This window comes from Bacillus cereus group sp. N14, from assembly GCF_016483555.1.
Classification (GTDB): domain Bacteria; phylum Bacillota; class Bacilli; order Bacillales; family Bacillaceae_G; genus Bacillus_A; species Bacillus_A wiedmannii.
On sequence record NZ_JAEHBQ010000029.1, the window covers coordinates 23,545 to 44,886 of the forward strand.

Genomic DNA, 21,342 nt, shown 5'->3' on the forward strand with positions numbered 1-21,342 from the left:
AGTCTTATGTTAGAAGTGGGCGATATTGTCAAAGGATCGTTATGGCCTGAAATAGTAGAAATAAAGAAATGTGAAGATATACAAGGAAGTTTTTATCGTGTTGAGGCATATGGAAAAGATAGTAATCAGTACTATCAAGTAATTATGCTCCCGGAACAGTTGCAATCAATTGAAAAGTTGAATGATTTAGCCGGGAAAACTTTGTTATCGCCAAAACAATTACAGCGTTATATGTTATATCGAGAACTTTTGATTGATCGGAAATTTTCTAAGTCTCGTGCATTAGGAAACAAAAATATTCTACCACTTCCACATCAAATTGAAGCAGTCTATGGGAGAATGTTGCAAGTGCCAACTGTCCGTTTTCTACTTGCGGATGACCCGGGAGCTGGGAAAACAATTATGGCAGGTATGCTCATTCGTGAATTGAAAGCAAGAAGAAGTGCGGATCGGATTTTAATTCTTGTTCCTCCATTAGTATTGAAGCAGTGGCAGCAAGAACTACATGAAAAGTTCGGAGAAGAATTTACGATTGTGACACGTCATACTTTAAAAGAATACAACGGTAGAAACCCATTTGTTGAACAGAACTGTATACTAACTTCTCTTTACTGGGCATCAAGAGATGATATTAAAAGTCTTGTAATGGAAGCTGACTTTGATTTAGTTATTGTAGATGAAGCTCATAAGATGGCGGCTTATACAACGGGTAATAAGAATAAAAAAACGAAGCGTACAAAGATATATCAATTGGGAGAAGGGATTCTTAGGAATAGTGAGCATGCTTTGTTGTTGACTGCTACTCCTCATAAAGGAGATGTAGAAAACTTTCGCCATTTAATGAAGCTGATTGATCCTGATATTTTTTCTTCTATTGGGATTAAAGAAACGTTACGTGATAAAACGAACCCGTTTATTATTCGGCGCTTAAAAGAAAGTTTGAAACAATTTGACGGAACCCCTCTATTTCCAAAGCGTACAACAAAAACAATTAAATATGATTTGTCAGATAGAGAATTAGAACTATATGAGGCTGTGACAGAATATGTAAAGGTGCATTTTAATCGCGCTATGAATCGAGGGAATAACAGTACTGCTTTTGCAATGATGCTATTACAAAGAAGGTTAAGTTCTTCTATAGAAGCCGTGCATTTATCATTAGTACGTCGCCATCAACGATTGGTAACATTGTTAGAAGAGATGGAGAAAAAACATGTTGATCTTGAAGAGATATCTGTAGAGGATTATGAAGAAGCGACATTTGAAGAGCAAGAACTATTAGAGAAAAGCAGTGAAGAAAGTATAGATACGATTGATCCGAGAGAGCTGGAAGTAGAGATTACAGAATTAGAACGCCTTATTCATTATTCGAGTGGTATTCGCCAAAATTGTGTTGAACGTAAATACATAGAGCTTGAAAATACGTTGTTTGGAACGGATGGCCTTTTGCAAAAAGGAGAAAAAATTCTTATTTTTACGGAATCAACAGATACACTGCATTATTTAGAAAAACGTCTTAGCGCACATGGATTACGTATTGCTAAAATTATTGGGAAGTATTCTATGGATGAAAGAAGAAGACAGGTGGAATTTTTCCGGGATGACTATCCAATAATGCTTGCCACGGATGCTGGTGGAGAATCAATTAACTTACAGTTCTGCAATCAAATGGTGAACTATGATATTCCATGGAATCCAAACAAGTTAGAACAACGTATGGGACGTATACATCGTATCGGTCAAAAGAATGAAGTGTTTGTTTTTAATTTAGTAGCAGGTAATACACGTGAAGGGGATGTGTTACATACTCTTTTAGTAAAAATGGACAAAATGAAAAATGATTTAGGACAAGATCTTGTTTATGATTTTATAGGAGATCGTCTCGAAGATCGGATGATAGATTTGCCTACACTTATGCAACATGCAGTTTTGAACCGAGAACAGTTAGAAGATATAAAAAGAGATGTGAATCAAGTTTTATCGGAGGAATATGAGGAGTTATTAAAGATTGCTCAAGAAGAGCGGCTTGCAATGGATAGTATTGATCTACCTGGTATGCAACGTGAACAACAGGAAATAGCCATCCAAAAGGTTCCGACGAGAGTGTACGCAGATTTTACGGCTAGTACATTAAGTGATTATAGGGTTAGAGTATATCCCTCGCAAAATGATCAAATGTACCGGATTGATAGAATCCCGAAATCAATTCGTGAATTTGCGAGAAAGCATCGTATCCCGTTGGAAGGAAAAGAGGAGTCTTATCGTTTTACAAGCAAGGAAGAGTATATAGATGAAACGGTTTCGTTAATTCAAAACGATAATCCGTTGTTTTCTTTAGCAATCAAGCTTATGAAAGAGGAAATGGAGGGAGTAACAGTTGTTACTTATGAAATCCCAATTTCAATTCAAGAGAAGCTTGAAGTTGAAGGATATGAAATTAGGCTAACAGATGGAACCGGAAGAGAATTGCATAAAGATATTGTATATTTTGCAAAGCGAGAAAATGGAGATGTAATAGAATTAGATTCATATTGGTTATATGGTTCATCATTTGATGCAGCGATTCAAAAGGAAGAAGAAGGAACTCATTTACTTATGCAGGCAATGGATCATGTGATGCAAAAGCGAGAAGAGTTCGTCATAAGGAACGAAACACAGCTGAATAAAAAAATACAATTTTTACGTCGTGCGTTTGATTCGCAATATCAAAATACGATGGATAAGTTGGAGAAATATCGCAATGAAAATATAGATAATCGTAATTCAGCATTGATTAATCAGATGAAAGCACAGCTACTCGATATTGAAGACCGTCGTAAAAGTCGTCTTGAAGAAGTAGAAAGAGAGAGAAATGTAAACGTTATGCCTCCGTATAAAGTGATGCAAGTAACTTTAGTACCGGATGCAAAGAATATTTCTCGACTTATATCAAGTGATTATACAGAATTGATTAGTGAGTATGAGGAACATAATCAACGTAAGAATGTTAAGGCATATTCTAATCTATCGTTAGTAGATTTTATGAGTGAAGATGAAAATGGAAATATGCGGTGTATTATTTTAACAGTGGTTGAAAACTTTGTTTTATCAATCAACCACCAACAAGATTTAGAAGAATTACCGTTTGATGTATTCATATATGTTATACAAAATAATCAGGTTGTAAAAGAGTGTAAGTGGAAGGGAAGATAAATAAAATGAGAGCTCAAACAATTCAAATCTTTTTACCAGATGGTTCACCAAGAAGTATTCGTATAGCAGAGTTTACAAGTGGAATCACTCAAATTATTGTAATACCGAGAAAAAAATTGGAAGAATTATGAGTAAGTTAAGCAATACTCTTCGTATGATAGAGCTTCTTCATGGACGGGGAAAAATGAAAATTAGCGAACTTGCAGAGGAGCTTGAAGTTAAGGAGCGCATGATTCGTATCTATCGGGATGAACTTGAAAAAGCAGGTATCTTTGTTGAAAGTGAAAGAGGACGTGGAGGGGGATACTATATTTCTAATACATCCTTATTCCCAATAAAAAACTTGTCTCATAAAGAATTGCGTGCTTTAACATTTGCGATTGAACAATTACTATCTAAAGGGAATGCTATTTATTCAGGTGATGCACAAGTAGCGTTGGATAAGCTAAAAGCATTACGAAAATTGGAGAAAGATCGAGATCGTCATATTTATTTTGTACAAAGATCCAGACCAAATTATGAGTTTTCGGATGAAAATCGAAAATATATACAGTTACAAGAAGCCTTTGGAGCAAGATGCAAAGTGAAAATTCAGTATGAAAAACGATCGGGTGAACGATCTGAACGTGTCATTGCTCCATATGGATTTGTACATTACAATGAGTTTTTCTATTGCATTGCCATGTGTGATCGTAGAAAAGACACACGTATGTTCAAATTGTCCCGAATGAAAGATATTCGAATTATTTATGATACATACACAATCCCTGGAGAATTTGATATTCGAAAAGAGTTCCCCAGGTTCGGTATTATGAATGAACCACTAGAGTTGGAATTACTTATACATCCACCGTTTTCTGTGTCCGTGCCAGAATCAATTTGGGGAGAAAATCAAATTATAGAATATAAATCGGATGGTAGTATTCGTTTTCAAGCAACAATGAGTGGGAAGGAATCTATAAAGAAATGGATTCTTGGTATGGGAGCGGCTGTAGAGGTAATAAAGCCTGATAGTTTAAAGGAAGATATTATTCAGGAAGGAAGAAAGTTGCTAAAGTTATATGGAAAGTAACATGAAATATGTTTAAGGAAGTTTATATATATAATAATAGATTTTATAGAGCTCCAATTATCCATTAAGAGTTATGGGTGATTGGAGTTTTTGTATACGAAAAAATCCATAAATAAGAAATATTGTAATTATGTGACGTTATAATTACCGGAAAGATTGTTAATATGGAGATGTAGTAATGATTATATTAAGAAAAGGAGAGTAGGATTATGCAGGATATGAAGTTGTTTTTGTTTTATTTATTTTTAATTGTAGTAGGAGGGGGAATATCTTACTTTCTGATAAATAAAGTGATCCTTCCGTTTTTAGAGAAAATTGGGGAAAAAGGCGCAAAAAGATTAATGAGGAAGTCAAAACAAACAATTAAAAATGTTTTGATTGTGTTTGAAGGGTTGGTTATCATTGCGACAATGTTCCTAAGCTATTTTGCTTTCCAGGTAATTATTGGGGCGGATATAGAAAAAATGCAATGGCCAATTTTAAGTGTAGTATGTGCTTATCCAATATTTGTTGTAATAGTTAGTCGGATTAAATTGGACGTAGAAAAAGAAATAGGTACTTTTAATAGTATTATCAAAAAAATAGTAGCAAAAATTAATAAAGATAATTATTTGATAAATAGATTAGACATCCTATTTGGGAAAACTACACTTAGTTTAATGATTCATATCACAATAATATGTGTTTTGTTTGTTGGTGCAGTCAATTTTAAACATATGCCATATCAAATTTACTATATAGTGATCATTATATTACCCATTTCTTTAATAACCTTTATATACTTTACTGATCGTGATTTAGTCTCACAAAATATGAGAAGAATCCTTAGTTACTTTTTATTAATGATGATAGCGCTTGGAAAAGGCTATAATGATTTCAAAATTTTGATGGGAATAGATACTCCTAATCAATTTAACGATTATTTCGTATTTCTTTTTTTGACCGTATTTATTGCAATGGATAGATTAATAAAAAGTATTGTGGATGATTATATTGCCTATCATAAATCTAAGGAGAATATAGATTTTATTGAAATGGAAAGAGTGGTAAAAAGTATTGTAGATGATTATATTGCTCATATTGATTTCACCAATTTAGATGAAATGAAAATTTCACATGTAAAAAGTTACTTAAAAGACCATTCAGAAGCTTCACCACTAGTGTATGAGAATGGAAAATCCCGAATGGATGTTGGGCCGATTGAATTTAAAAATGAAGAGGATTATCAGAAGCGTTTTAAATAATGGAGTAGAAAATCATACATTATATTGTATGATTTTTCTTTTATACATAGTTTGGTAAAATAGTAGTAATTGTAATTAATTGTAACGGTGGGGATGAAAATGCTAGAGCAACTCATAATTGAATTGGCTAAATTAACGAAGCAGGTTGAAGATATAAATGGTGATAAAACTTATCTGGTTATAAATAAAGATGATGAAGGATTATACGTTGAAGCTAAATTTTCACGTGAGCAATATGAAGAGGAAGCACCACCTTATTTTAAAGTGAGCTTTGAAATTCTTAAGGATGCTTGGAGAAAATTTATCGCTATGCGTACAGTAAAGAGTGAAGATTTTGGACAAGCGAGTGAATGTAATACTTTCTTGGTAGCTTTCTTTTCACAGCTTCCATTTGTGGATGTAAAGGAATCGGGAGCTATTACATTTAAAGAATTCAAAACCGATAATCTACCAAGCGAAAAATACGATAAAGTCATGCTCTTTTTAGAAGAGATAATGAATGGTACATATAATCCAATTACGTTACGTGAACAAACGGATGAAAATTTATATAGAGTGAAATCTAATGCGCGCCAGGATTTAAGATTATTGGGCTTTTTGAATGAATCTCATGAAATGAATCAGTTGCTATTAAGCGAATGTGTTCAATCGGAAGATAAGAAAAACTACATGGCACAGTTAGTTTTAAAACAAGAATATTTCCGTCATGCTTTATTTGTTCTTGGATTGTTAGAGAAGTATTCAAAGGATGAAAAGAAAGCAGCTCTAGTTGATTTGGGAATGACAATTGTCGGGAATTCATTAGGGGATAATTTGATGGTTGAATCGGTAGCGAGGCGGCGTACGAATAATTTACTAGATTGGCTTGAACAAGTGGGACTAGTTAATGATGAATGGATTTCTGTTGAACAATATGTAAAAGATGATGGGAAAAAGGGCGGTAGTATGAACAGTAATTTACGTGAAGGATTTTTAAGGGTAATGGACGGTTATCTAGATGCAAAAAAGGGGAGTGCAAAAGGGCATAAATTGGCTGAATTGGTTCGAAAGGACATAACGACAGAAATTAAGTGTTTACCTTTTATGAATGACAGTAAGTACATCGTTACTGGCTCGGTTGGACAAGGGAATTGGGCATCTATTCCGTGGATTGCTATTATGAATAAGGATATTACCAAATCGACTCAGAGGGGATACTATATCGTTTATTTATTTAGTGAAGATATGAAAAGATTGTATCTAACTATAGGACAAGGGGTAAAAGATACGCCTAACGAAGAAATGGAGAAGATTAAGCAAGAAGTTCGTCAACATATATACATGTCTAAAAAGGTGAAGAAAGACGATAATATTTTCCTTGGTACAAGTTCAAGAGCGATGGATTATGCAAATTCAACAGCTGCCTACATTGTATACGATGTGAACAAAATGCCAGTTGAGGTTGAGTTAGTAGAAGATTTAAAAGAAATGCTTCACTACTATGAGGGATTCATTAACTATAAAGAGAAAGGTATTAAGTATGAAGCAAGTTCTGAGAGGAAAGAAGTTCATTTAGATCAACAATCCATTATTGATCATGTGTCTTCCTATATTCAAAGTAAGGGTTTCTTTTATGAGAAAAAGGATCTTATTAACTTTTTCCTTTCATTAAAGACGAAGCCGTTTGTAATTTTATCAGGTATTTCAGGTACAGGGAAAACGAAAATTGTGCAGTGGTTTGCGGAGAGTTTAGGGGCAACAGAAGAGAATGGACAATTTACGCTTATTCCGGTTCGACCTGATTGGAGTGATAGCTCTGATTTACTTGGTTATGTGAACCTTCAAGGGGAGTTTCAAGAAAGACCGTTAATTAACGTTCTTGAAAACGCAGCTGCAAATCCAAATAGGCCGTATTTTGTAGTGTTGGATGAGATGAACTTAGCTCGAGTGGAATACTACTTTAGTGACTTTTTAAGTGTAATTGAAAGTCGTAAGTGGAAAGATGGAAAAATTGTTACGTCACCAGTACTTCCAGAATCAATTACGAATAAGCATATTACAATTCCATCAAATGTATATATTATCGGAACGGTAAATATGGATGAAACGACACATCCGTTAAGTAAGAAAGTATTAGATCGTGCGAATACAATTGAGTTTAATACCGTTAACTTAGGTTATTTTAATTTCTTAATGGATGTAGAAGAGAAGGAAGCTGAAATTGCTTCAAATCGCTCTTTAGAAACTGAGTATCTTCATCTAAAGGAATGTTTTAAAGAAAATGAAGATCTTGTGAGAAATATATCGAACATTTTAATAGAAATAAATAAAATACTTGAATCAGTAGGTGCTCAAGTTGGATACCGTATACGAGATGAAATTTGTTTCTATATGGCATACAACGAACAAGGAAAGTTATTGTCATTTGATGAAGCGCTTGATTATCAAATATATCAAAAGATTTTACCGCGTCTTGCAGGGAGCGATGGCAGAACAGAAGATGTATTAAAGCAGTTGTATGTATTATGTGCAAATGAAGAATATGATAGCGGCAATAATGATGCTTCATATGCTAAGTATCCTCGTTCAGCGAACAAGCTGTCTCATATGCTAAGGAGGTTCGAGTATGATGGTTTCACCTCTTTCTGGATCTAATAATGAGATAGAGCTAGTTAAGATTGAAACAGAGGAGCTATCATTGACGATTAAAGGAAATCCTTATCATGAAAAATACGAGAGTTTAAAAGAGTATCACGCTATGAACGCAGATGAAATGATGTATTTTCATGTAGATGGGAAGACGGAATCTGTTTCTGTATTTGATGCGAGATCGCAGAGGTTAGAAGAATGGAACGAACACCCGCCAATCTTTTTTGAAAATAGAAGTTATCAGCTTGTTGTTGTTCCGAAAAATAACAGGCAGCTCTCTTTTTATCATGAACATCCGGGTTTTCGAAAACAAGTTAGTTCTATTCAAATGGGATCACTTCATGTGTTAATGGGGAATCTTTCGTTTCCAAATGAAGTAGGAAATACAAGATTTGAAATTAAAGATGATCAAGATACTTTATTAACTGTTACATTTGAAGTTTTCCCGGCAAAGCTTGATTATAAGGATGATTATAGAGCCTTATTAGATGAAGTAAATGATGAAATTTATAATTTAGCATTTCATTTATTAAAGAGAACTTACTTAGGAGCATCTGCGATTTACGCTACAAATCCATCGAAGAGTGAGTTTTATCGTATTTTAAATGATTCCTTTGAGCGATTTATGAAGTCGATCTCTCATATTAAAAGACAACCGCATCATACGCTTATGACTAGGCATCAACTAGTGCGAGGAGAAAAAATTCGTAAATTGGATTCTGTCGGAATGAACTATTTGCGAAAGCGACCACACTTGCTGCAAGGAGAAAACAATATACCGACTAAAGGGATTACAGCTTATAAGGAAGTGTCTTATGATACGTTAGAAAATCGATTTGTTAAATGGATGATTCAAAGAGTCGTACATAAAATAGATGATTTACTTAAGGCGCTAGAGCCAAAGTCTAGATATACACGTGGTGTAACGGATGAAGATTTGCTAGAGCGTGTAAAAAATATGAAGTATCGAATGAAAAATGAATTGAACGATCCATTTTGGAGAGGAATCGGAAAATTAGATCGCTCAGTCTTTTCACTCGTTATCCAAATGGCAGCAGGCTATAGAGATGCGTATCAAATTTTCTTAATGCTATCGCGAGGTTTAACATTACGAGGACAAATTTTTAAAATGTCGGTAAAAGATGTCGCAAGGTTATACGAATACTGGACATATTTAAAACTCGGACAAATTCTATCGAAAAAATATATACCGCTCCATCAAGACGTTATTCAAGTTAAACAAGATGGTTTATACGTAACGCTTGATGAAAGCAAAACTGCAAAAAGAACGTTCAAACATCCAGTCACTGATGAAGTAATAGAGCTTTATTTCCAGAAAAGAAACGGTAGGCTACCAACAGTTACACAAAAACCAGATACGATGCTCGCTATTGAGAAAAAGGGAAAGAACTATCAATATCAATACATTTTTGATGCGAAATACCGAATTGATTTTGCTGAAAGGTCTCATTATAAAAAGAAGTATGGTACTCCTGGCCCAATGGAAGAAGACATTAATACAATGCACCGTTACAGAGATGCATTAGTTGTGGAACAAGATGGACCTTTTGAGCGGACAGCTTACGGAGCGTACGTATTATTCCCATGGAAACAAGAGGAAGCGTACGAGAACCATCCATTTTATAAAAGTATAGAAAAAGTAAATATCGGTGGATTCCCGTTCTTACCAAACGCAACAAGACTAGTCGAACAATTTCTAGATCATCTCATTGAAAAAAGCCCAGAAGAAATTATAAAAGAAGGGATCCTTCCAAGAGGAACAAAAGAAGAATGGCACTCCTCGCTAGAAGAAAAAGTATTAGTAGGTAGCGTAAAAACTGAAGTCGACTATGAAATATATAGGAAAGAAGGCTTATATCAGCTGCCAGTCACACAACTAAAACCAGGATGGCAAGAAGCAAAGTACATAGCATTATATGCACCGAAAAAATGGCACGGAGAAAAAGGCGGTATCCAATACGTAGCTAAAATTAAACACATTCAAATGCAACAAAACGATGACTATGTACATTTCGAACTAGAGCCGTGGAAAAAACTAGACCACCTCATCCGTCCAGTAGGATATGGCATTCAAACATACACAATAACAACCATGTCGTTATTAAAAGAAGTACAAGAACTTCCAGAGCTCTTTATGAAATCAAAAGAAGAACGAACTCTTTGGAAAACGCTGCGCCGTTTTACGAAGCAAGTTAAGGTTGAGCTGGATCATCGTAATTTAGATGAGGCTTCGACGATTAAGAGTTATTATGTGCAGGATGTTCAGATTTGGATTGATTATGAGAGTGGGGTTGTTATGGTGGGGAGAGATGGGCTAGTTAAAGAGGTTTCTTTGGATTTGGTTGTTGGTAGGGGATCGGTGTTGTTTAGGGAGGTTTTAGGGGTGTTAAATGTTGGGGAATAGCAAGTGGGTTAAGTAATGAATAAGAGACCAAATAAGTGAGATGTCGCAAGGTGCTTTTATTTGTTGGTTAGTAAGCAAAGGATTTATTTTCGAAAGAGGTAGTAGTTGAACGGATAACACTAGTATGAGTGCTTTATCTATGAAGTGTTAATTAGTTTAATAGAAAATGAGAATTAGTGTTCAGATAGTTTAATGTTGGCTATTCCATCAGCTTAAATTATTAGTTACAAAAACAGATTGCTCAACTATAAGAAAGCATCACAGCTATTGTCTATAGTTGAGCAAGGTGATAAAAACTCGAGAATATCAACCGAATTTTCGAAGACTGCTATGTAGAAGACATTGATTATCGGTACTCTGTCATCTTACAAGAGATCATCACACTGCGATATGATTTGGCCAGGATGTTCATAGAAGACGATAATTTGCGGGAAGCAATTACTTAGAGTTTCCATCTAATAATGATGGTTTTATACATTTAGAACCATTAAAATTTTTATAGCAAATTGGACAATGAACATCCCAATCTTCATCCACTTGTACATTGTAATTACTTTTAGCATATTTATACAATGGTCGTGCTCGCCATTGTATAGAGCCCCTGTTGTATGGTATTAATCCACGTCTATTATTGAAGCATCTGCCACAATAGTTCCCCACCCACACCTCTTTATCAAACTGACAAATATAAATTGTTTTCCACTTCTTTTTATCACCAACTGGTCTTTCATTTCTTATTTGACCTTGCGTCTCTCTGCCGCATGTTGGACAACAATTTGCTATATGTGATGCTTCATGCAAAATTCTTTTGAAATAAATGTTTAAATTTTTTGTATTGTTAGGTGTAAAGTGAAAATGTGCATATTGATGAATAGCTTTAGTAGGGTTAATATTTGCCTCTTGCAAATTCCAATTTAATGCCTGTACATCTGTATGGATGAGTGTGGCTGTTTGAGCTGTAATGTTATCTTGAGCTAATTCATTAATTACATTTAAATAGCGTTGAGCAGAATTTTTTAAATCTTTTTCTAATAACCGTTCACTGCGTTTATTGATACTGTAACATTTATATTTTGCATCCAGTGTATGGAAAAACCATTCTCTGGTTTGTTTGATGTAGAAAGCTATGATGAAATCTGGACATATTTTCTTTTCGTTCCCGAAGGAATAATTATAATAAAGTGCAATATCAAATGGATTATTAGGTAGTTTAAAAAGCTTTCTGAACTGCTTGAATTCTTTATGCTGTTCGTGATTCTTATAAATCTCGGTCACTAAGCCATCAGTATTAACGCCCCATTGGTGCAGTTGTTGGGTAATTTTCAAAAAAATCCAAATTTCATATAATGTTGGTGATTTTAAAATTGACTGAATAAAAGGACGGATGGCTTCAAACAGTTTAGGCTGTAATTCATTAAACTTTAAATAGGAATCATAAACAGCGCTATAAACAGGGTTCATAGAAAAAACATGAGTTTCTTCTATTTCTACTGGTGATACGTCCATTAGTGGTTCATCTAGCCATTTTTGTACATTAGAATTTAATTGGAACCAGATAGATTTTCGTGCTTTTAGTGTTATTAAATCTTGTTTTACAACTTGTTGTAGTGCTAAAATTGCTTCTTGCAATTGATTTGTTTTATCTTTAATTATTTGTGATAGCTGTACAATTTCATCTGTCAATTCATTTATTAAAATTTCTTCTGCCTGTGATTCGCAATCTATACGTTGTTTTATCTGTTCAAGCATCAAGCGGAGCATTCCATGCTCCACGATTGCTGTTGATTTTTCAATAACATTCGCTCTTACTTTATGATCAGGTCGAAGCGTTTGCTCTAAAATAACTTTTGGTGTCCATTTTTTCAATTGTATTAGCGCAACTTTTTTTGTAGTATGTATAAGTTGTTCAGCAGGTTGTTGCACTAATTGTAGAAACCAATCACTAAATTCGTTCAGTATTTCCTCCATTTTATAAACATTAAAAAGTTTTGTTTGTGTTTGTTTTAAGATATTTTTGTTGTCTATGCTTTCTCTCGCTAAATCATAGGAAAATAGCTCGAATAAACGTCGTACTTCCTGTTGCATAAATGCATATTCTTTAATTGATATAGTGCCAGGTGTAATAATTACTTGTGCTCGAGCTAGTTCAAGATTGTCCACATCATATGCTACAATATCAAAACTACCACCAGCGTTAATGCCAAAAATACTATCTGTTGATTGTTCAAAACCATCAGCTAACCATTTCGATGGCTTGTGGTACCAAATATTCGTTTTGGTGTCCTTTGTTAAAGTAGCGACAGGTTGCTTAAATTGTTCAATCAAAACTTTACTTGCGGCCGGCTCAATGACGCCAATTTGAGCAGTCATTTTATCTTTTTTTGTATATTCATTGGCTAGAAAGATACCTTCTGATTTAGTAAGTTCATCGTATGCTTGTATCTCACTATCTTTTAAAACTATATGTATAATTTTCATATGGATCACCAAAACTTAACCATTCGATTTGTTGCTAACATTTTTTCGAACTTTTGAGATGATACTGGATAGTTTGATAATTTTTCTACGAATGTCTGTGTAATCAAGTCCAAATCAACTTTTGGGATATCGATTCTAGGTAGTATTTTCCCTGAAATTAATGAATCGATATATAAAGTAATTGAGGTTTCTTCAAGATCTGCAAATTGCAACATTTTGCGAAGATGCTTGTAACCACGGCTATTTAATGATGCGTTGGGATAATTATTTAAAGTTGATGAAATATCTTCCAGTATATTAACTGCTTTTTTAACACTTTCCTCATCATTCCGTACCGTTGAAAAAATAGTTGCATCCATCTCGATTTTCCCTGTTAATTTTTCTTTTGATATAGTATCAATAATTTTTTGTTTTTGTATTTTAGACAGATGGTTAATCTCAATAATGAAACTGCGATCAATCACTTTAGGGCTTAATGGCTTAACCGTATGGTCCATGTTCAAAGTTCCAATAAAACGAACATTACTAGGAATTTTAAATGTCGATTGGTAGTTTTCAATTAATTCTTGTGCGTTACGTAAACGCTCTACATCTTCACAACCTTGATCACAAATGATTTTTGCAATATCGTAGTGACGTTTAGCATATAGACGTAATGCAGGATTTTTTTCTTCACGAGCACTAAGTAGCTCGGAGAAATAGTATTCGACATGAGCAAGGTTCATTTCATCTAAACAAATTAAAAATAGCTTATTACTATTTTTCGATGCTTCAGCTAATGCCTCCATAAATGGTGTTGGTACAAAAGTTTTATCGGTTGGATGAAAATATCCAATTAAATCTTGGGTATCTGTCCAGCTAGATTGAACTGGAATCATACGGACAGCAACATTTTGTACGGCATGACCAAATGCTTGTACAATGCTAGATTTTCCTGTTCCAGACGGACCTGTTAAAATGGTTAAGACATTTGCTTGAAGAGCATGAATGAAGCTTTTTAGTGTAGATTCTTGATAAATTAGTTGTTCCTCATCATTATGATAAAGAAGTGCCTGTACTTGCTTGCAAAAAGTTTCTTCATTATAAGGGTGTATCTGGACTTCATCAATCTTTTCTTCTTTTTGTTCAAATGCTATTGTTTGTTCAATTTTATAGAATATACGTCTCCACATTTGTTGTTCTTCTGAAAGTTTTTGTTGTTGAAGTAAGAATTCTCGTTGCTCTTTTTCTAATTGATTCTTCAACTCTTGATTTACATTTAGTAACCTTTGAATAATAATTGCTTCTATTTCCTCGGATGTATTTACATTCATATTGTCTTTTAGTTGCTTCACAAAAGCTGTACCGCCTATTTCTTGTAAACTTTGTTCAAGAGAAAGTGGCACAACTTCAGCTGTTGTAAAGTCGATGAATAGTAAAGAAGCTAAAAAATGAGTATTTTGTGTACCGCTAAAATTTACTAATACGAGATCATTCTGTTTTAAATGTGCAACTCTGTGTGCTTTAATATTATTTCTTGAAATCGACCATTCTTCAATTTTCCATGGGTGATTTAGAGGGACAATGCCTTCGTTGGTCCATTCCATAGGAGTTCCATATATACGAACTGTTTCTTCTGTTTGTATATAGCCATTGATACGAAATAATAGTCTTCCTTGCGAGTATTTCTTGAACAGTTTGATAAATTTGTTTACGTGAAGTGCTGATAATTCATTGTTTTCCTCGGCTGTCCTTAATTCTGTGACAACTTGTGCTGCCTCGGTTGATAACCATTCGTCATAGCTTTTAGGCTCCTTATTGTGAAGATGTGTTTGATTAATAGTGGTTTTCATCTTTGAATCTTTGAGATTATTTTCTATCATTTCTTTTTCTTCATGAAGCAAAGGCTTTGTTAGAAATGCGGAACAAAAATTAAGTACGCCATATTCAATTAATTTTTTCTTGCTTTCTTCAACAGGACCCTGTGTATCTTCTTTAATGCCTTTCTTTAATTTTTTTAATACCATTTTCATCTTTTTTACTTCTTCTGGCGGTATGTCTTGTAAATAATGTGCAAATAATTGTTTGTCTTGTCTTTTTGTATTTGTGCTATGGCTTAAAAATTCATAAACTGTGTCTATCTGCTCTACTTTTATTTCAGCATTATCTTCAAGAAGGAAATATTTAAGTGAATTTAAAGCGTCTTCATAATTCTGTACTTCTTCCTTTGCGAAAGAATCTTTTGCAATACTTTGCACCATCTTAACACTCCTAAAAATAGTTAATTATATTTTTTGTATAGTTAGATAATATCGATTATCATAGATATATTTTATCATAAAATTATTCATGTACGTGCCTCGTTAGTAGAATAATGTTTTCTCACTTAATTAATCATTTGCAAAAATTATAGGTAGCATTATTCTGAACGGATAACAAAATAATTGATAGAAGAAAACCAAACGGAGGGAAATCCCATGCCAACCTACAACAAACTAATCAGAAACAAAATCCCACAAATAATAAAATCCAACGGAAAAACACCCACAACAAGAATCCTAAACGAAGGTGAATACATAGAGGAACTCTGCAAGAAAACACAAGAAGAACTAACAGAATACATCGAAGCAAAAACAAAACCCCACAAACTCGAAGAACTATCCGACCTCCTAGAACTAATAAACGCCCTAGCCGAACACGAAGGCTCAACACTAGAAGAAATCAACAACATCCGAAAAAAGAAAGCAAAAGAACGAGGTGGCTTCTCAGATCGAGTCTTTCTAATCGAAGTAACTGATAACTAGCCCCTCATAAGCCCCTTACAAGCCCCTACCAAGTAATAAATCACTAAGAAAAAACACAACAAAACAAAAACACCAACAAACACCGTAGTAGGAGTCGAAAAAAAATTTTGAAATAACACGCCAAAAACCCGGCCATCCTCCCATATATATTATGAAGAGGTTTTCATTTTTGAACGGAGACGGGAGGAATTAGGATGGCGGTGTATCGTACTGTGCAGGTGAATTTTTGGCAGGATGATTTTGTTTTGGATTTGACGCCGGAGGAGCGGTATTTTTATGTGTATTTGTTAACTTGTTCGAAGACGACGCAGTGTGGGATTTTTCCATTTCCGAAGCGGTTAGCTGAGATGGAGACGGGTTATAATCGGGAGACTGTTGATAAGCTTGTGCAGCGCTTCATTGATTATGGGAAGATTCTTTATGATGCGGAGACGCGAGAGTTATTCGTTTTAAATTGGCTTCGTTATAATCCGGTGACGAATACGAATGTGGAGAAGTGTGTGCTTCGTGAGCTGAAGGGTGTGAAGAATAAGGAGTTTGTACATATGTTTCTTCAGAAGTGCGTAGAGGAGGAGCTGAATGTTCCGATGCTTTTAGCGCATTTCGGTATGCCGAGTGATTTGGCTGTGGATGATGTTGAGCCAGTTTGTGAGGAGACAGAGGCGGAAGAAGAGGTTATAGAGGAAGAAACGGGAAGTCGCGTGTTTTCTTTTTATGAGCAACATTTTGGTAGTTTGTCTCCGCATACGGTGGAGGAATTGAGTGCGTGGATGGAAGATTTGTCAGAGGAGCTTGTGCTGAAGGCTCTTCAAATTGCGTTTGAGAATAATAAGCGGACGGTTGCTTATGTGAAGGGGATTTTGAGAGGGTGGCACGGGAAAGGATTTACGAAAGTGTCTGAGGTTGAGGCGGATACGACTCAGTTTCGGAAGAAGGAGTCGTCTGTTAGTACGGGGGAGACGGAGGAGTTTTTGGCGAGGTGTGAGGAGTGGGAGAAGAATGCGCCGTCTGAGGAAGAGTTGCAGCGCTTTTTAGCGGAGCGCGGGTGGCGGCCATGAGTATTCAAAATGTGGAGGCGGAAAAGACGGTGTTAGGTTCTCTATTACTTGATGGAGAGCTTATTAAGGAGTGCCGTTTGACGGAGCAGTACTTTTCGCTGTCGGTGCACAAGTCTATATTTCAGTTAATGCGAAAAATGGAAGAAGAGGGGCAACCGATTGATCTTGTGACGTTCATTTCTAGGGTAGATCCGAAGTTTTTAGAGGGGATCGGGGGAATGGAGTATTTTATAGGGTTAATGGATGGTGTGCCTACAACTGCCAATTTCTCTTATTATGAGGGGCTTGTTCGAGGTGCCTGGAAAATGTATCAGGCGGGTGTTCTCGGGCACAAGATGGGAGAGCGTCTTATTGCGGAGAAGAATGAGAAAATTATTGGTGAGACGATTACGGCACTTTGTGAGTTAGAGGAAAAGGACTGTGTATGTGAGTTCGATTTGAAGGATGCGCTAGTTGATTTATATGAAGAGCTTCATCAAGATGCGAAAGAGATTACTGGTATTGAGACTGGTTATACATCGCTAAATAAAATGACGTGCGGATTGCAGGAAGGTGATTTTGTCGTTCTTGGTGCGCGTCCTTCTATGGGGAAGACTGCGTTTGCGCTAAATGTTGGACTGCATGCGGCGAAGTCTGGAGCAGCGGTTGGATTGTTTTCGTTAGAGATGAGTAGTAAGCAACTGTTGAAAAGGATGGCGTCTTGTGTAGGTGAAGTGTCAGGAGGTAGGCTGAAAAATCCGAAGCATCGTTTTGCGATAGAGGACTGGGAAAAGGTGAGTAAGGCGTTTGCGGAGATTGGGGAATTACCGCTTGAGATTTACGATAATGCAGGTGTTACGGTGCAAGATATTTGGATGCAAACTCGTAAGTTAAAGAGGAAGCACGGTGAGAAGAAGGTTTTAGTCATTGTAGATTACTTGCAGCTTATTACGGGCGATCCGAAGCATAAGGGTAATCGATTTCAAGAGATTAGTGAAATTTCGCGTAAGCTTAAGCAATTAGCACGTGAATTAAATGTTTGTGTAGTGGCGTTGTCGCAATTGTCTCGTTCCGTAGAGTCGCGGCAAGATAAGCGTCCTCTTTTATCTGATTTAAGAGAGACAGGACAAATTGAGCAAGATGCGGATGTCATTATGCTTATGTATCGAGAGGATTATTACGATAAGGAAACGAAGCAGAAAGAGATGACGGAGATTCATGTGGCGAAGCATCGGAATGGACCTGTGGGTAGTTTTAGCCTAAGATTTTTGAAGGAGTTTGGGCGGTTTGTGGAGGGGAAATAGTGAAAAGACTGGAGTATTATTTTGCAAATAAAATAAAGCATAAGTGTTCCATTTCATTAACTTATGCTTTATTTTTTGATTCTTTGAATATGTTTCTTATTTCCCCATAAAGAAGGATTTTCTCTCTGTAGTAATCCATTGCTCCAAATCGTCTTGGCTACGTCGGACAAGTCGATTCACTAAAACATCATGCCATATATAATCTTCTAATAGGTATATATGAACGGGGTCATCTGTATAAAAAGCAATATTACGCTCTTCAAGTGATGGTCCATAAATCATCTCTTTAGAATCTATGGATAAAATAAACCAATGTTCTGTAGACAAGGTTTCTGTATAAGGTGTTATGCGATGGGCTTCTAGATTTTTAATTGGATTTTCAACATGTAGGGTAATGCCTTGCACTGTAACTTTATCAGCTACCTGAGATAGATCCTCTTTTAACGCTTCATACATCTCATCCCACATTGAAATGACAATACGTTGTTCTGCTTTTTTTATTAATGCCTGACAATAGCTAATGATTGTTTTATTGTCTTTTAACGTAATCACTCGATTATCCGTTTTTTCCTCGGAAGTTTCTAGTTTTTTTAATGAATCACTGATTCCTTCATAAGTGGACTGCCATTCTGATTGAGCCTTCTGTAAAAAGACTTCAACCGGTAGGGGTGAATAGCGAGTGGTATCATTTATTTCTTCTTTCATGACAATTCCTTTTTCTACAAGGTTACCTAAAATCTCATAAATTCGCGCTCTTGGGACACCTGAATCCTTACTCACTTGATAGGCTGTGACAGCCCCCTGTTTAACAAGAGATACATAAGATTTAGCTTCATATTCATTAAAACCCATTTTTTTAAGCTGTTGCACTATGTAGTCCACTTTTTTCGTCCTCCGATGTTTGCTTTTATCCCGCTTTAACGGGCAGTAAGACCCCCACCTCAAAATTCAGCGGAAGCAAAGAAGTTAGGTGGGGGATCAACTGCCCGTAAAAGCCCGATTGGTTCAACTAATAATCAGTGGGGGATGAACAAAACCCCCCACTGATTAAAGTTTCACTTTATATTTCAACGTTACAATAACTGTTTACATTTAGCAAATTATTAGTTACTATTCTGATAGTGACTAAAGGGGAGGTTAATAGTATGGACTTTTATTTAGACCCATCAGTATTAATTATTTTGATTGCTTTTGGATTTTTAGCTGCATTTATTGATTCAGTTGTAGGAGGTGGTGGACTGATCGCCTTACCCGCTTTATTATTTACAGGACTGAATCCAGCAAGTGCAGTAGCTACGAATAAACTAGCGTCGACAATGGGGTGTGCAACTAGTAATATTGTGTTTTATCGTTCTGGTAATCTTGATTTGAAATCGGCGTTTAAATTAGTTCCACTCACTTTCATAGGTTCCATAATAGGGGCATGGACCGTTCATTTAATGAATCCAGAAGTACTGAAGCCATTGATGCTGATTATGCTTGGTGCGGTTGCTATTTATACGATATTCAAAAAGGATTGGGGTAGTATTTCCACTCATAAGAAATTGTCTGGTCGACACGTCATTATTTTTACTTTTTTTGTTTTTACTATTGGTTTTTATGATGGATTTCTAGGTCCTGGCACAGGTTCATTTTTAATGTTTTCTCTTTTATTTATCGGGTATGATTTTTTAAAAGCAGCAGGTAATGCGAAGCTTCTTAATTTAGGAAGTAATGTTGGGGCATTGTTGATGTTTATGTGTGTAGGGCAAGTAAACTATGCTTATGGTTTTATAATGGGGATTGCTCAAATTGCTGGAGGAGTCGTTGGCTCTAAATTTGCTATAAAAAAAGGAAGCGGGTATGTTCGCGCTCTCTTCATTACAGTAACTTGTTTATTGTTAGCGAAAAATCTGTATGACTATGTGCAGTAAGTAATGTAGAAAAGGTTAACTATGCAGGCTACATAAAATATAAGAAGACACTAGGGGGAAATTCCTTTTAACATTTTTAGATGCTACCTTATTTGAAGATAGCATCTAAAAGAGTCTCATTAAAAAGGAAAATCTAAGTGAAGAGAATGAAAATAATATAAACTCATATTTTTCTATGTAAAATTTCATTTGTTTTGTTTACATAATATCTTTACAATCATTTGATAAAATATATGTAACTGCATATTGTGAGGGTGGGTGGTTATCCCTTCTTTCCATTTGGAAGGAAAGGAGGTGATAATATGGAGTTTTTGATTGATCTTGTAAAAGAGTTTCTGAAAGCGACTGTGCGCGAAGTTTCAGCGTATTTTTTGCGGAAGCAACTTTTGGATAAGGACAACAAAAAACCCACTCCGCGCCGTAGGAAGCAAAAGGGTGGGTTTCGCAAAAAATAATAACGTATAATAACCACCACCCTATATGGTAGCAGTTAGGGAAGAGATGTTAGCGCATCTCTTCTTTTTATTATATGCCATTTTATTTGATGTCATACTTATATAGTATTCTACGGAAAATATATCATATTCCTATTTTGTGGTCAATTTGATTGCATGATTGAAAAGGTGTAGTCTTATTCCTTTTCAAACTGAAAAATATCCCGGTTAATAAGTTGGTGGAGATACTTATCCATTTCAGCCGCAGAAACGCTTCTTTCATTTTTAAACCACCATGCGCTTAATGAGGTGATTGCCCCTGAATAAAATTCAATGATTAAATCATTTGGCATCGTATGATTTTTGCGTAGTTGATTTAACGCTTCTATTTCTTGTTTTCTCGTTTCGTGACTTAAATACTGTGTACGGCTAATAAATTGTTCATCAGACATTTGCGTCTCTAATATTTTACCGATTTCTTCATGATGTAGAAATTGTTCCATTACTTGAAATGGTTTGCTTAATCGATCTGAAACCGGTATTTCAGCAATTATCTTGCTGTATCGTTTAAATCCAAATGCTAATAAAGCATCTTTATCTTCAAAATGTTTATAAAAGGTTGTTCGGTGTACCATCGCAAGGTCACAAATTTGGTTAATCGTGATGGAACTATATTTCTGTTTTGATTGCGTCATTAATTCAAATAAGGAATCCCACAATAATTTATGTGTACGTCTAATACGTAAATCAAGTTGTTTTTCATTATCATTCATCTACAATTCTCCTTTTTTGTAGATTAAATATACAATGGCTGAAAATTGATTCTCCCTTT

At 35.3% G+C, this 21,342-nt stretch carries 15 protein-coding genes; 11 read left to right on the forward strand and 4 right to left on the reverse strand.

The window, feature by feature from the left end:
* Positions 1–6: 6 nt before the first annotated feature.
* From JDS82_RS26205 to JDS82_RS26230, 6 genes are all read left to right on the forward strand, one after another.
* Complete coding sequence (locus tag JDS82_RS26205) at positions 7–3,192, forward strand: DEAD/DEAH box helicase (protein WP_098878443.1); 3,186 nt, start codon at positions 7–9, stop codon at positions 3,190–3,192.
* Between the two features lie 5 nt (positions 3,193–3,197).
* Positions 3,198–3,323, forward strand: a complete 126-nt coding sequence (locus JDS82_RS30100) for a hypothetical protein (RefSeq protein ID WP_255290333.1) — start codon at positions 3,198–3,200, stop codon at positions 3,321–3,323.
* On the forward strand, positions 3,320–4,264 hold the full coding sequence (locus JDS82_RS26215; RefSeq protein ID WP_098147714.1) for a helix-turn-helix transcriptional regulator: 945 nt from the start codon (positions 3,320–3,322) through the stop codon (positions 4,262–4,264). Before JDS82_RS30100 ends, JDS82_RS26215 begins: the two co-directional genes overlap by 4 nt.
* 209 nt (positions 4,265–4,473) lie before the next feature.
* Complete coding sequence (locus JDS82_RS26220) at positions 4,474–5,508, forward strand: hypothetical protein (RefSeq protein WP_098878442.1); 1,035 nt, start codon at positions 4,474–4,476, stop codon at positions 5,506–5,508.
* Between the two features lie 99 nt (positions 5,509–5,607).
* Entirely contained in the window at positions 5,608–8,142 is a 2,535-nt protein-coding gene (locus tag JDS82_RS26225; RefSeq protein WP_199714163.1) for an McrB family protein, read from the forward strand.
* Positions 8,117–10,561, forward strand: coding sequence for a restriction endonuclease-like protein (locus JDS82_RS26230; protein ID WP_199714179.1), 2,445 nt, complete (start codon positions 8,117–8,119; stop codon positions 10,559–10,561). The genes JDS82_RS26225 and JDS82_RS26230 overlap by 26 nt, the downstream gene beginning before the upstream one ends.
* Positions 10,562–10,999: 438 nt before the next feature.
* Here the strand turns inward: JDS82_RS26230 and JDS82_RS26235 are convergent, their stop codons facing one another.
* Positions 11,000–13,039, reverse strand: a complete 2,040-nt coding sequence (locus JDS82_RS26235) for a nuclease domain-containing protein (RefSeq protein WP_199714164.1) — start codon at positions 13,037–13,039, stop codon at positions 11,000–11,002.
* Positions 13,040–13,044: 5 nt separating this feature from the next.
* Complete coding sequence (locus JDS82_RS26240) at positions 13,045–15,279, reverse strand: McrB family protein (protein WP_199714165.1); 2,235 nt, start codon at positions 15,277–15,279, stop codon at positions 13,045–13,047.
* 216 nt (positions 15,280–15,495) lie between these two features.
* On the opposite strand from JDS82_RS26240, the gene JDS82_RS26245 reads away from it, so the two are divergent.
* From JDS82_RS26245 to dnaB, 3 genes are all read left to right on the forward strand, one after another.
* Positions 15,496–15,822 (forward strand): nucleoside triphosphate pyrophosphohydrolase, encoded by a 327-nt coding sequence (locus JDS82_RS26245; protein ID WP_199714166.1) that lies wholly within the window; start codon positions 15,496–15,498, stop codon positions 15,820–15,822.
* 194 nt (positions 15,823–16,016) lie between these two features.
* A complete protein-coding gene (locus tag JDS82_RS26250; protein WP_199714167.1) occupies positions 16,017–16,880 on the forward strand; it encodes a DnaD domain-containing protein in 864 nt (287 codons plus the stop codon).
* Positions 16,877–18,163: a replicative DNA helicase gene (dnaB, locus tag JDS82_RS26255; RefSeq protein WP_199714168.1), complete on the forward strand. Its 1,287-nt coding sequence runs from the start codon at positions 16,877–16,879 to the stop codon at positions 18,161–18,163. The genes JDS82_RS26250 and dnaB overlap by 4 nt, the downstream gene beginning before the upstream one ends.
* Before the next feature lie 96 nt (positions 18,164–18,259).
* Here dnaB and JDS82_RS26260 read toward each other — a convergent pair whose 3' ends face one another.
* The gene (locus JDS82_RS26260; RefSeq protein ID WP_199714169.1) at positions 18,260–19,045 is read right to left on the reverse strand and encodes a helix-turn-helix domain-containing protein; all 786 of its coding nucleotides are present in this window, start codon (positions 19,043–19,045) and stop codon (positions 18,260–18,262) included.
* 263 nt (positions 19,046–19,308) lie between these two features.
* Between JDS82_RS26260 and JDS82_RS26265 the strand changes: the two genes are divergently transcribed.
* Together JDS82_RS26265 and JDS82_RS26270 are read left to right on the forward strand one after the other, a co-directional pair.
* Positions 19,309–20,076, forward strand: coding sequence for a TSUP family transporter (locus tag JDS82_RS26265; protein ID WP_199714170.1), 768 nt, complete (start codon positions 19,309–19,311; stop codon positions 20,074–20,076).
* A 302-nt stretch (positions 20,077–20,378) separates the two neighbouring features.
* The gene (locus JDS82_RS26270) at positions 20,379–20,531 is read left to right on the forward strand and encodes a hypothetical protein (RefSeq protein WP_176542816.1); all 153 of its coding nucleotides are present in this window, start codon (positions 20,379–20,381) and stop codon (positions 20,529–20,531) included.
* A 176-nt stretch (positions 20,532–20,707) separates the two neighbouring features.
* On the opposite strand, the gene JDS82_RS26275 is transcribed toward JDS82_RS26270, so the two are convergent.
* Complete coding sequence (locus tag JDS82_RS26275) at positions 20,708–21,283, reverse strand: TetR/AcrR family transcriptional regulator (RefSeq protein ID WP_199714171.1); 576 nt, start codon at positions 21,281–21,283, stop codon at positions 20,708–20,710.
* Between the last annotated feature and the right edge of the window lie 59 nt (positions 21,284–21,342).